The following is a 12636-nucleotide window of genomic DNA, read 5'->3' as shown; positions in this document are numbered from 1 at the left end:
TGGCAGAGGTTTTCTTAATTAGGCAGAGAAAAATTATTTCTTAGCAGCACGTTCGAAAGAGGAGATAATTTCTGCTTTAGCAGCTTCGGCATTATCCCAACCGTCGACTTTAACCCACTTACCTTTTTCCAGATCTTTGTAGTGTTCAAAGAAGTGAGTGATCTGGGCGCGTAGCAATTCTGGTAGATCGTTCACATCCTTAATGTGATCATATTCTTTGGTCAATTTGCTGTGTGGAACCGCCACCAGTTTTGCGTCTTCACCTGATTCATCAGTCATTTTCAGAACGCCAACCGGACGGCAACGGATCACAGAACCTGGCTGCAATGGGTATGGGGTTGGAACCAAAACATCAACCGGATCACCATCCAGGGACAAAGTGTTGTTGATGTAACCATAGTTGCATGGATAGAACATTGCGGTAGACATAAAGCGGTCTACAAACAGTGCACCGGATTCTTTATCAACTTCATATTTGATCGGATCTGCATTTGCAGGGATCTCAATAATGACATAGATATCTTCAGGCAGTTCTTTTCCTGCCAATACTGAGTTCAGGCTCATGAAAGTTTCCTTTATTTCAAACCAGAATAGAGTGGGGGCTATTATAGCCAGAATGATGATGAAATCTCATTAAATCTCACTATTTCCAGCACCTTCTCGGTAAAAATTTGCAAAATGAAGAACGGCTGGGAACCCCCCGCCGTTTGTTCATGATTAACAGATGAAATTATTCGTCTGGAAATTCAGCCATAAAACTTTCGGCTTTTTCTACCATTGATTTACTGCCAACAAAGAAAGGTACGCGCTGATGCAGTTTGGATGGGACAATATCCAGAATACGGTTGGCGCCATCACTGGCTTTACCTCCTGCTTGTTCGGCCAGGAATGCCATTGGGTTACATTCATATAGCAGGCGTAATTTTCCTGATGGATGGCTGGCGGTACTTGGGTAAATGTAGATGCCACCTTTCAGTAAATTGCGGTGGAAATCAGCAACTAATGAACCGATATAACGAGTAGTATACGGGCGTTGAGTCGCTTCATCCTGTTCTTGACAATATTTGATGTATTTCTTTACCCCCATAGGGAATTTGATGTAGTTCCCTTCGTTAATGGAGTACATATTGCCTTTGGGAGGGAACTGTACTTTTTCATGGGACAAGCAAAACACCCCAAGAGATGGATCGTAAGTAAAGGCGTGCACACCACAGCCGGTTGTATAGACCAGCATAGTTGAAGAGCCATAAACAACATATCCGGCTGCAACTTGGCGGTTACCCGGTTGCAGGAAATCTTCTTCAGTCACGGGTTTGCCGACAGGTGTAATACGGCGATAGATAGAGAAGATAGTACCAACGGAAACGTTTACATCAATATTTGAAGAGCCATCTAGTGGGTCCATCAAAACAACATATTTTGCATTTTCAGCGCGGTCGCCCTCAAAAATAACGATATCGTCTTCTTCCTCTGAAGCAATACCGGCAACTTCACCGCGTGCTTTCAGTGCTGCTTTGAGTTTTTCGTTAGCATACAGGTCCAGCTTCATCTGCACTTCACCCTGGACGTTGGATACGCCGCTGGTTCCTAAGATATCGACTAAACCGGCTTTATTGATATCACGGTGAATAATCTTTGCCCCGAGTTTAATAGCGGAAAGCAATGCAGTGAGTTCACCTGTGGCATGAGAAAAATCGTGCTGCTTTTCGACGATGAATTCGCCTAATGTTTTCATGACGAAAGTCCTGAATGTGATTTGATAGTGGTTTCTGAGTGTCCATTGCACTCTTACGCGGGCAGTTTAGCCAAAGAAAGGGATGATTCATAGGCTATTCCATTTCTTATCTTGCGTTTGATGGTTAGAATAGTGACTAACTTCATGCTATGGAATGGAAAATCAATGCGTATTCATATTCTTGGTATCTGCGGCACTTTTATGGGGGGATTGGCAATTTTGGCACGTTCTCTTGGCCATGAGGTGACGGGGTCAGATGCCAATGTTTATCCACCAATGAGTACCTTACTGGAAAAACATGGGATTAGCCTGACTCAGGGATATGACCCGGCACAGCTGGATTCTGTGCCAGATATGGTCATCATCGGTAATGTTATGAGCCGTGGGAATCCTTGTGTAGAAGCTGTGTTGGAACGCGGGATTCCTTATACTTCTGGGCCACAATGGCTACACGACTATGTTTTACCTGAACGTTGGGTTCTGGCAGTTGCAGGTACCCATGGCAAGACAACAACCGCCGGTATGTTAGCTTGGATTCTTGAAGCTTGTGGCTATAAACCGGGTTTTTTGATCGGCGGTGTTCCCGGTAATTTTGAAACATCAGCTCAAATCGGGGAAAGTCCGTTTTTCGTCATAGAAGCTGATGAATATGACAGTGCTTTTTTTGATAAACGATCTAAGTTTGTTCATTACAGTCCACGGACTCTGATCATGAATAACCTGGAATTCGATCACGGCGATATTTTCGGAGATCTGGCTGCTATCCAGAGACAGTTCCATCATCTTGTCAGGATCGTTCCAGGTAGTGGTAAGATTTTTGCCCCAGACAATGATATTAACCTGAAGCAGGTCTTGTCTATGGGATGTTGGAGTGAATTGGAACAGGTGGGAGAAACTGGTAGCTGGCAGGCAAAAAAGATAAGTACAGACAGCAGCGATTATCGGGTGTTTTATTGTGGTGAAGTTGTTGGAGAGGTGAATTGGTCATTAGTTGGTGAACATAATATGCGTAATGGGCTGATTGCAATTGCAGCAGCACACCATGTTGGTGTCCAACCTACGGATGCTTGTCGTGCTTTAAGCGATTTTATTAATGCCCGTCGTCGCCTTGAACTACGTGGTCAGGAAAACGGAGTTACTGTTTATGACGATTTTGCTCATCATCCGACTGCAATTTTGGCAACACTCGAAGCCCTGCGTAGTAAAGTTGGAGGAACCGCCCGTATTATTACCGTACTGGAACCGCGTTCGAATACGATGAAAATGGGTATAAGCAAGAATGAGATCGCACCGGCATTGGGGCGTGCTGATGAAGTATTCTTATTCCAGCCAGCCAATATTAAATGGCATGTATCGGAAATTGCAGATCACTGTGTTCAGCCAGCGTATTGGAGTGCTGATATCGATTCACTGGTGAATATGATTGTTGATAAGGCGCAGCAGGGGGATCATATTCTGGTTATGAGTAATGGCGGATTTGGTGATATTCATGAAAAACTACTCTCTAAGCTAAGTAAAAAAACTTATCAATTTTGAAAATGGCAGCAGGAAAATGAATCGCGCCATGTTGGCGCGTTCATTCAAAGCTCTTGTTCGAAAAACTTAAGGATGGTGCCACGCAGCTGTTCTGCGGTGAAATCTCTGGCAAGTGTAATGAAAATGGTGTCATCACCTGCAATACTGCCGAGTATACCTTCTGCTTTGCCAAGAGAATCCAGCTGACGAGCAATAAGCTGAGCAGCACCAGGGCTTGTGCGAATTACAACTATGGAATGGTTGTGATCAACGTCTAATACTAGATTTTTTATTGGGCTAGTGGCAGTAGGAACACCAAGCTCAGCAGGCAGGCAGTAAACCATCTCCATTTTAGCATTGCGGGTGCGAACTGCGCCAAATTTAGTGAGCATTCTGGAAACTTTGGATTGATTAATGTTCTCAAAACCTTCTTCCAGTAGAGCGGTGACAATTTCGCCCTGAGAGCTAAATTTTTCCTCTTTCAATAACGCCTTGAAAGCTTTTATTAAATCTTCCTGTTTAGAGGGAGTACGCATATTCCACCATTATTCAATTAATTATGTAGATCATATTATGCATATAAGTGAATTTTTATGCAATAAAAATGATTGTTTGACTACGGCAGGGAAGTGTAAATTGGTCTTATGATAAATAGAAATTCATAAAATATGAATATGATAGATTTGTTTTATGTAATTGATTATCTGGTAAATACATTGTTAATCAAATGATGTTGTTTGGCATTGTTGTTGGGTGTAAGGTATTTAACCGATTTTTTCATAAAATCAAAGGGAAATTCTTAAAATAGTGTCCATTATCTCATTAACAGATAAGCATTTTGCCTAGAATACAGCGACTTTGACGTCCCATTATTAGAGCGTAAGTCCACGATTTGGTTGTTAATAGATTGTTTTTAACAAAACTGTGGAATTCTCCCGCTTAAATTCTCATTGAGAGCGAAGCGAGTTTTTGAGTAGGGGGAGGGTGTAATGGATAGTCAGCAGCCTAAGGGCTGTCATCGGTCTGTAATATCACAAGGATTAGCTGATACGCTAGGCATAGCGGTTATGTAAAGAGTTCCCTTGCAGTTATCCCTGTCAGCGCAGGTATTGCAACGAAAGCTATTAGTTTTTTACTAATAGGGGTCATAAGAAGTCCCCGCCAGAGTCATTTGTGACTTAGCGGCGGGAGCAAGTCACAAACGTAGTAATCTATGGTTTGTAACCAGATGAATTCACAGCATTTTAAAGTATAAACGATTTAAGGAGTATCAGGATGAAAGTTGCAGTTCTCGGTGCAGCCGGTGGCATTGGTCAGGCTCTTGCTCTTCTACTAAAAACCCAGCTTCCTTCAGGTTCAGAACTCTCTTTATATGATATCGCCCCAGTTACCCCGGGGGTAGCTGTTGATCTGAGCCACATTCCAACAGAAGTGAAAATTAAAGGTTTTGCTGGTGAAGATGCCACGCCAGCGTTGGAAGGTGCGGATATTGTATTGATTTCTGCAGGTGTTGCTCGTAAACCAGGTATGGATCGTTCAGATCTGTTTAATGTTAACGCGGGTATTGTCCGTAATCTGGTAGAACAAGTAGCTAAAACTTGTCCGAAGGCACTGGTTGGTATCATCACTAACCCTGTTAACACAACGGTAGCTATTGCAGCTGAAGTACTGAAAAAAGCCGGTGTATATGATAAAAACCGTTTGTTTGGTATAACAACCCTGGATGTTATCCGCTCCAATACTTTTGTTGCTGAATTGAAAGATAAAAAGTCACAGGAAATTGAAGTACCGGTTATCGGTGGTCATTCTGGTGTGACGATCCTTCCTCTGTTGTCCCAGATCCCTGACGTGAGTTTTACCGATGAAGAGTTGGTAACTCTGACTAAACGTATTCAGAATGCAGGTACTGAAGTTGTTGAAGCTAAAGCTGGTGGTGGATCTGCCACTTTGTCCATGGGACAAGCTGCCGCTCGTTTGGGCCTCTCTTTGGTCCGTGGCTTACAAGGGGAAAGCAATGTTGTGGAATGTACCTATGTTGAAGGTGATGGCAAATATGCCCGTTTCTTTGCTCAGCCGGTTCGTTTGGGCAAAAATGGTGTAGAAGAGCGTTTAGACATCGGTAAGCTGAGTGATTTTGAACAGAAAGCATTGGAAGGGATGTTGGACGTATTGAGAAAAGATATAGAATTAGGTGAAAAATTTATTAATAACTAATTAATATATTTTATAAATAAAAGATATATATCTGTGAAATAATAAAACCGCTGGTATGATAATGACCGGCGGTTTTTATTTAACGAATTTAATTCGTTAACTAATTAATTATTTGTTTGTTCGCGTATTTTCCTTTCTAATAGTTCTCCGGTATTTGGATCAAAATAACGACTTGGCCAAATTTCTGAAGGATGTATTTCTAGATAATTTGCAATTATCCATTCTCCCTTTGGCCATGGGCGGGATAGCGCATTAGCCAGTGTAGATGAGCTAAGCCCTGCCTTACGTGATACTTCGGCTAAGGTTGTTCCCCGTTTGCGTAAAGCTGCAATTATGTCAGCAGGATGCCAATCAGATTTCCTTGAAATCATTTTTAATCCTTTTTTTATTAAATTTGATGCTATGTTAGTGGTATAAATAACAGGTCTGCATGAGAGCAATAACGAACTTAAACCTGTTATTGAGAAATAAAATAGCATTATTTTTCTAAAAGTATTTCCAAATTTTTTCTTAAAAGCTTCTTTTTTGAACTTGGTTACAAAAATAGAGAAACGTGATGAAAAAAGAGTGGTATTCGGCCAAGGAGTTAATCGGTGTGGGTGAGTTACCAGGATCACCACAAGGAGTTAATGCCAGAGCAAAACGTGAGGAGTGGAGACGTCAGAAAAGACAAGGTGTACAAGGTAAAGCAGTCGAATATCACTATTCCTGTTTTCCGGAAACGACCATTGCAGCATTGGAACTTCATGAATCACCTTCTGAGTATCAGGTGCAGAAGCAAGATCCTTTATCGGTTTGGGTTGGCGCTTTTCACCAGTTGTCGGAATCTGAGAAACAAGTAGTGACAGCTATGATTTTACGGGATGGTATCAGAAGTTTTTTGGAAAAGCTTTCTGTTGTTTGACTCATTTTTGGAAAGTAAAAATGCCAACTAACTTGGCTTCTTCTTCATTATCCCGGTGCAAAGTGAGAAGAAAAGTATGAAAAAAGAATGGTATTCAGCTAAAGAGCTGGTTGGTATTGCTGGACTTCCTTCTTCGCCACAGGGAATAAACCTGATGGCAAGGCGGGAGGGATGGGAATACAGACGTAAACGGGGTGTTCAGGGCAAGGCTCTTGAATATCATATGAACAGCTTGCCTGAAGATGTACTTAATGTGTTATCTGTAGGGGAAAGCACAATTGATTACACAAATAAACGGCAAGATCCATTTTTAATCTGGGCCGAGGCTTATTATCAACTGACTAAAGTTGAGAGAGAAAAAATTGTGAAATTTATCCTGAGGGAAGGGCTGGCAAAGCTAATTGGTTATATTGATGTAGGTGTTGAAGACGCAGAAAAAAACCTGGATTCAGATTAATTCCAGGTTTTATATCAATAATTAAGAAAGGCGTTGTACGGCAATATGGGCTAACCCCACAAGTGCTTGCTTGTATGGGGAGCTTTCCAGCACCTGCAAAGCAGCAATTGCTTTATCTGCTTCCTCTTCTGCCCGTTTACGAGTGTATTCCAGCGAGCCACATTGTTTCATTGTTATCAGTACGGTTTCGAGTAAATGGCGACCATTACCTTTTTCAATTGCTTTACGGATGAGTTGCGATTGTTCTGGATTACCATGATTCATCGCATGCAGTAATGGCAATGTAGGTTTACCTTCATTAAGATCATCACCAGTATTTTTGCCTAATGTGTTGCTATCAGCATCATAATCAAGTAAATCATCAATTAATTGGAATGCGGTACCTAAATAGCGTCCGTAATCTTGTAAAGCAGTTTCTTGTTCTGGTGTAGCGTTAGAAATAATTGCAGAAGAGTGCGCGGCAACTTCAAATAGCCGAGCTGTTTTACTGTAAATCACCCGCATATAATCATCTTCAGAAATATTGGGGTCATTGCAGTTCATTAACTGTAGAACTTCACCTTCAGCGATAACATTTGTGGCTTCTGACATCAATTTGAGAACCCGCATAGAGTTAAGAGTTGTCATCATCTGGAAAGAACGGGTGTATATAAAATCACCAACCAATACACTTGCCGCATTACCAAAAGTGGCATTGGCCGTTGCTTTGCCGCGTCGCATATCTGATTCATCCACAACATCATCATGCAATAGGGTAGCTGTATGGATAAATTCAATTAATGCGGCAACAGTAATATGCTTATCACTCTGGTAACCTAATGCTCTGGCAGCCAGAATGGCAATTATTGGACGGATACGTTTTCCACCGCCACTGATTATGTAGTAGCCCAGTTGGTTTATAAGAGCAACGTCAGAATTTAACTGACTAAGAATGGCTTCATTTACCGCTGCCATATCATCAGCGGTTAGCTTGATAATAGATTCTAAATTCATGTTTTTTTCGGCTATGGATTCTAATGCAGAGCTGTGTTCATATTAACATTACAATAGTTATCGCTGTGTCTTGATTGTACTCGAAAAACAGTTCAAATAAATGACAATTCATAAACTACGTTTTTTTATCGCCTGTTCTAATTCTGCTCTTGTCTTCTTAGGCTTTTTTGCGTAGAATTCGCGCCCTATTATGAATATTTATAGCGCGCTCTGGAATGATATTTAGGGGGCGTGCGGAAAGCGGAGTTTATATGTACGCGGTTTTCCAAAGTGGTGGTAAACAACACCGAGTCAGCGAAGGTCAAACTATTCGCCTGGAAAAGCTGGACATCGCAACAGGTGAAACTGTTGAGTTTGACCAGGTTCTGATGGTCGCTAATGGTGATGACATCAAAATCGGCGCTCCTGTAGTTGAAGGCGTTAAAGTCAAAGCTGAAGTTGTTGCTCATGGTCGCGGCGAGAAAATTAAAATTGTTAAGTTTCGTCGTCGTAAACATAGCCGTAAACAGCAAGGCCATCGTCAGTGGTTCACTGATGTTAAAATCACTGGCATCGCTTAAATTTAGGAGAGCAGATTAATGGCACACAAAAAGGCTGGTGGCTCAACTCGTAATGGCCGCGATTCTGAAAGTAAACGTCTGGGTGTAAAACGTTTTGGTGGCGAGTCTGTATTAGCAGGCAGCATCATTGTTCGTCAACGTGGTACTAAATTCCACGCTGGTAGTAACGTTGGTTGTGGTCGTGACCACACTCTGTTCGCATTAGCTGACGGGAAAGTTAAATTCGAAGTTAAAGGCCCGAAAAACCGCAAGTTTATCAGCATCGAAGCTGAATAAGTTTTTCGAGTTATAAACCGAATCAGAAGCCCTGCATGTGTTGCGGGGCTTTTTATTATTCTGAATACGCCATCTCTGGGTAAAACGGCCGTCCAGCACTATATGGCTAACATACGGAGAAAAGATATGAAATTTGTAGATGAAGCCAGAATACTGGTTGTAGCGGGGGATGGTGGCAATGGTTGTGTCAGCTTCCGCCGTGAAAAATATATTCCGAAAGGTGGGCCAGACGGTGGAGATGGTGGAGATGGTGGAGATGTTTATCTGTTAGCAGATGAAAATCTCAACACACTGATTGATTATCGTTTTGAAAAATCTTTCCGGGCAGAACGTGGGCAAAATGGTCAAAGTCGAGATTGTACAGGTAAGCGTGGTCAGGATATTACGATCAAAGTGCCCGTTGGTACGCGTGTTCGCGATGTGGTAACCGGTGAAGTTCTGGGTGATATGACCCGTCATGAGCAACGTTTGATGGTCGCTAAAGGAGGGTTCCATGGACTTGGTAATACCCGTTTTAAATCTTCTGTCAACCGGGCTCCTCGTCAAAGAACGATGGGAACTTCAGGTGAAACCCGTGAACTGATGCTGGAACTCATGTTGTTAGCGGATGTTGGTATGCTGGGGATGCCAAATGCGGGTAAATCCACATTTATTCGCTCTGTTTCTGCTGCTAAACCAAAGGTTGCAGACTATCCGTTTACAACTCTGGTGCCAAGTTTGGGTGTAGTAAGGATGGATAACGAGCAGAGTTTCGTTGTCGCGGATATTCCAGGGCTTATTGAAGGTGCTTCTGATGGCGCAGGCTTGGGCATCCGTTTCTTAAAACATTTGGAACGTTGCCGGGTGCTATTGCACTTAATCGATATCTGCCCTGTTGATGAATCAGATCCTGTTGAAAATGCTCGGATTATTTTCAACGAGCTACAGCAATATAGTGAAAAATTAGCACAAAAACCACGCTGGTTAGTATTTAACAAGGTTGATCTGCTGGAGCCTGAAGAAGCTAAACAGCGTGTACAAGACATTGCTGATAAATTGGGTTGGGAAGGTGGTTTCTATATGATATCAGCGATAAATCGTCTGGGTGTTAAAGAGCTTTGCTGGGATATCATGGAGTTTATGAAAACTCAGCCTCGTAATATGAATACGACAGAAGGTGAAGTTCAGCCAGAGAAAGTTGAATTCATGTGGGATGATTATCATAAAGAGCAATTAAATCAGGTTTCGGAAACAGACGATGATTGGGATGACGATTGGGACGAAGATGACAATGAAGGCGTTGAGTTTATTTATAAACGCTGATTTTTCCATTCTTTCATTACAATTAAAAGGCGCCACATGTTTGTGGCACCTATTTTTATTGATTGTATTGATATAAATCTTTATACAGTCTGCTTTCAAATCTTACTAAAGGAACTCGGCGGTTGCGGTGTTCTTTTGGTGGTACGGCATAGGCAGAAATAAACTGTATGAAGGCAATTCTCTGACCGTTGGCAGTGGTTATAAAGCCAGCGAGATTATAAACTCCTTGCAGGGCACCCGTCTTAGCTGAAACTTTTCCGTTTACTCCTGCTTCATCCAACCCACCCCGATATCTTAAGGTACCGTCATGACCAGCTAATGGCAGCATAGAAATAAAATCTAATTCTTGATCATGTTGTGCAATAAACTGTAATACTTCCATCATGGTTGCTGGAGTGATCAGATTGTGGCGGGATAATCCTGAACCATCCACCATAACGGTATTTCCCAGATCGATACTGGCTTTTTGTTTCAATATTTGCCGCACTGCATCAGAGCCTGAACGCCAGGTTCCTGGTATATTAAAATGTTGTCGGCCTATTGTTCTGAATACGGTATCAGCGATCATATTGTCAGATTTTTTTAGCATGACCTTGAGTAGATCATGTAATGGTGCTGATTGATTCTGGGCAAGAACTTTACCGGGTTCGGTTGGCAAGCTTTGGCGTCTGAGATGGCCTGTTATTTCAATTCCTGCAATTTGTAGTTCGTTTTTGAGGATTGCCCCTGCATAGCTGGTACCATTTTGAATAGCGAAGGCTAGTGGTAATGGTTCACTGCGTTGAGTGAGGCATCCGGTTAGCGTAAAACGGTTAAGTTCTCCGGGAACCACATCCAATTCACAGTATTGGCTTTCAGGTGATCCTTTTGCTAAGGTTTTAACCTCACTGAACATATTCACTGGATAAAAGGATGCGATACGGATAAAGGCAGTATCACCGGGGCGTTCCGCACTATATAGTGAAACTGAAAAACAGTTTCGATCGACAATTGCAGCAGCAGGTGGAGCACTGAAACATTGGGTCATATCGTTCCATACCCAACCTGGGGCTTTATCGTGGCTGGCAAAAGCGGAAACATCTATCAGAAGATCCCCGTCAATTTTTTTCACGCCGGATTGTTGTAGAACAGTAACCATATTGCGAAGTTGTTGACGGGTTAGTGTCGGATCTCCAACAAAACGAGCAGTCAAATTTCCTTTCAAAACACTGTTTGAAATTTTGCCATTGCTTTCCAATGTAGTGATAAAGCGATAATCTTTGCCCAGTTGTAACAATGCTGCAAGGGCTGTGACAACTTTCAGAGTACTTGCTGGTAGAGCCATTTGTTGGCCGTGATAGTCAAGTAACGGTGTGTTGGAACCAACTTTTTGAGCGATTAACGCTAGATTAGTGCCATCAGGTAAATATTGTGCATATTCCTTAACAGGTGTAGCGTTTGCATTGGTGATAGTTAGACACAGACTGGTAACGCAAACTAATCTGCTAGCCATTTTAAAAAAGGACATAAATTTCGCATGTGGATGTGGACATGCCACAATACTAAGGTGCAAAGTGGGGAAAAGTAAACGATGACCCATCACCAAGTCTACGTTAGAATGATACATTAATATGTAGAAATGATTGTGAACTTTGGGTAACTCTGTAGTTTACATGATTGTTTATTGTCTGGAAGCTCGCCCGACAAGGCGTGCGCATTGTGCTGTTATCTGAAAACATCAGGATGATGCTTGGTTTTTGCTCAGGAAAGATTTAGAGGATTAATATAATGAAACAGATTCCAATGACGGTACGTGGCGCGGATAAGTTGCGTGAAGAGTTAGATTATCTGAAAAACGTACGCCGTCCAAAAATTATTTCAGACATTGCTGAAGCGCGTGAACATGGTGATCTGAAAGAAAATGCTGAATATCATGCAGCTCGTGAACAACAAGGTTTCTGCGAAGGTCGTATCCAGGAAATTGAAGCTAAGCTTTCTAATGCACAAGTGATTGATGTCACAAAAATGCCCAAGACTGGACGTGTTATTTTTGGTGCTACAGTTACAGCTTTGAATGTAAACACTGATGAAGAGCAGACTTACCGGATTGTGGGTGATGATGAGGCTGATATTAAAGAAAATTTAATTTCCGTGAATTCACCGATTGCTCGTGGCTTGATTGGTAAAGAAGTTGATGACATTGTCACTATCAAGACTCCTGGTGGTGAAGTTGAATATGAAATCTTGAAAGTTGAATATATTTAAACTTTAGGATCAGCTTGTTGCTGTCGATTTTCGTTAGGTAAAGTTACACTAGATGTATAGAAAGTAAAAAAGGCCAGAAGCGGCCTTTTTTATCATAATAATGCGCATGGCATTTTTATATAAATGTGATTTGATTATTTCGGTAAAATAATTCTGCGCTCTTCCGATTGGCGGTAAAGAACCAGAGTTTTTCCGATAATTTGCACATTATATGCGCCGGTCTCACGGACAATTGCATCGGCGATCAAATTTTTGATTTCACGATCTTCGCCTGCGATTTTGACTTTGATAAGCTCATGGTGTGCCAGCGTTTGTTCAATTTCAGCCAACACGCCTTCAGTCAGACCGTTGTTTCCAATCATGACGACAGGTTTTAACGGGTGAGCGAGACTTTTTAGGTGTTGCACTTGTTTTTTGTTAAGAGTCATTGTTTTTT

At 41.9% G+C, this 12636-nt stretch carries 15 protein-coding genes; 8 read left to right on the top strand and 7 right to left on the bottom strand.

The genetic code is table 11. The features are described 5' to 3' along the window. Window positions 1–33 precede the first annotated feature (33 nt). Both ppa and fbp read right to left on the bottom strand, forming a co-directional pair. Window positions 34–564 carry an inorganic diphosphatase gene (ppa, locus tag BDD30_RS10530; protein ID WP_015836128.1) on the bottom strand — a complete coding sequence of 177 codons (531 nt, stop codon included), beginning with the start codon at window positions 562–564 and terminating at the stop codon, window positions 34–36. 166 nt (window positions 565–730) lie between these two features. Continuing rightward, window positions 731–1735 carry a class 1 fructose-bisphosphatase gene (gene fbp / locus BDD30_RS10525; protein ID WP_036770453.1) on the bottom strand — a complete coding sequence of 335 codons (1005 nt, stop codon included), beginning with the start codon at window positions 1733–1735 and terminating at the stop codon, window positions 731–733. A gap of 165 nt (window positions 1736–1900) precedes the next feature. Between fbp and mpl the strand changes: the two genes are divergently transcribed. Beyond that, on the top strand, window positions 1901–3271 hold the full coding sequence (gene mpl, locus BDD30_RS10520) for a UDP-N-acetylmuramate:L-alanyl-gamma-D-glutamyl-meso-diaminopimelate ligase (protein WP_041382525.1): 1371 nt from the start codon (window positions 1901–1903) through the stop codon (window positions 3269–3271). 44 nt (window positions 3272–3315) lie between these two features. Here mpl and argR read toward each other — a convergent pair whose 3' ends face one another. After that, window positions 3316–3786 carry a transcriptional regulator ArgR gene (argR, locus tag BDD30_RS10515; protein WP_015836125.1) on the bottom strand — a complete coding sequence of 157 codons (471 nt, stop codon included), beginning with the start codon at window positions 3784–3786 and terminating at the stop codon, window positions 3316–3318. 739 nt (window positions 3787–4525) lie between these two features. Here argR and mdh point away from each other — a divergent pair. After that, window positions 4526–5464 (top strand): malate dehydrogenase, encoded by a 939-nt coding sequence (gene mdh / locus BDD30_RS10510; protein ID WP_015836124.1) that lies wholly within the window; start codon window positions 4526–4528, stop codon window positions 5462–5464. Between the two features lie 104 nt (window positions 5465–5568). Here the strand turns inward: mdh and BDD30_RS10505 are convergent, their stop codons facing one another. Next, complete coding sequence (locus tag BDD30_RS10505) at window positions 5569–5835, bottom strand: helix-turn-helix domain-containing protein (RefSeq protein ID WP_036770439.1); 267 nt, start codon at window positions 5833–5835, stop codon at window positions 5569–5571. Window positions 5836–6020: 185 nt separating this feature from the next. Between BDD30_RS10505 and BDD30_RS10500 the strand changes: the two genes are divergently transcribed. Together BDD30_RS10500 and BDD30_RS10495 are read left to right on the top strand one after the other, a co-directional pair. Continuing rightward, the gene (locus BDD30_RS10500; RefSeq protein ID WP_015836122.1) at window positions 6021–6368 is read left to right on the top strand and encodes a DNA-binding protein; all 348 of its coding nucleotides are present in this window, start codon (window positions 6021–6023) and stop codon (window positions 6366–6368) included. 76 nt (window positions 6369–6444) lie between these two features. After that, window positions 6445–6825 (top strand): DNA-binding protein, encoded by a 381-nt coding sequence (locus tag BDD30_RS10495; RefSeq protein ID WP_041382521.1) that lies wholly within the window; start codon window positions 6445–6447, stop codon window positions 6823–6825. A gap of 21 nt (window positions 6826–6846) precedes the next feature. On the opposite strand, the gene ispB is transcribed toward BDD30_RS10495, so the two are convergent. Next, window positions 6847–7818, bottom strand: coding sequence for an octaprenyl diphosphate synthase (gene ispB / locus BDD30_RS10490; RefSeq protein WP_015836120.1), 972 nt, complete (start codon window positions 7816–7818; stop codon window positions 6847–6849). A gap of 251 nt (window positions 7819–8069) precedes the next feature. Here ispB and rplU point away from each other — a divergent pair, with 251 nt between their 5' ends. The 3 genes from rplU to cgtA all read left to right on the top strand — a co-directional run bounded on the left by rplU (window position 8070) and on the right by cgtA (window position 9956). Then, on the top strand, window positions 8070–8378 hold the full coding sequence (gene rplU, locus BDD30_RS10485; protein WP_015836119.1) for a 50S ribosomal protein L21: 309 nt from the start codon (window positions 8070–8072) through the stop codon (window positions 8376–8378). A gap of 18 nt (window positions 8379–8396) precedes the next feature. Then, entirely contained in the window at window positions 8397–8654 is a 258-nt protein-coding gene (gene rpmA, locus BDD30_RS10480; protein ID WP_015836118.1) for a 50S ribosomal protein L27, read from the top strand. 126 nt (window positions 8655–8780) lie between these two features. Further along, window positions 8781–9956 (top strand): Obg family GTPase CgtA, encoded by a 1176-nt coding sequence (gene cgtA / locus BDD30_RS10475; RefSeq protein WP_015836117.1) that lies wholly within the window; start codon window positions 8781–8783, stop codon window positions 9954–9956. Between the two features lie 55 nt (window positions 9957–10011). Here the strand turns inward: cgtA and dacB are convergent, their stop codons facing one another. Continuing rightward, on the bottom strand, window positions 10012–11463 hold the full coding sequence (gene dacB, locus BDD30_RS10470) for a serine-type D-Ala-D-Ala carboxypeptidase (RefSeq protein ID WP_041382519.1): 1452 nt from the start codon (window positions 11461–11463) through the stop codon (window positions 10012–10014). 260 nt (window positions 11464–11723) lie between these two features. Here dacB and greA point away from each other — a divergent pair, with 260 nt between their 5' ends. Beyond that, window positions 11724–12200, top strand: a complete 477-nt coding sequence (gene greA / locus BDD30_RS10465) for a transcription elongation factor GreA (RefSeq protein ID WP_015836114.1) — start codon at window positions 11724–11726, stop codon at window positions 12198–12200. A 134-nt stretch (window positions 12201–12334) separates the two neighbouring features. Here the strand turns inward: greA and yhbY are convergent, their stop codons facing one another. Then, entirely contained in the window at window positions 12335–12628 is a 294-nt protein-coding gene (gene yhbY, locus BDD30_RS10460; RefSeq protein ID WP_015836113.1) for a ribosome assembly RNA-binding protein YhbY, read from the bottom strand. Window positions 12629–12636: the final 8 nt, after the last annotated feature.

Origin of the sequence: Photorhabdus asymbiotica, from assembly GCF_003634575.1 — a bacterium.
Classification (GTDB): domain Bacteria; phylum Pseudomonadota; class Gammaproteobacteria; order Enterobacterales; family Enterobacteriaceae; genus Photorhabdus; species Photorhabdus asymbiotica.
Note: the sequence above shows the minus strand (reverse complement) of the source record. Positions and strands in the feature narration are given on the sequence as shown.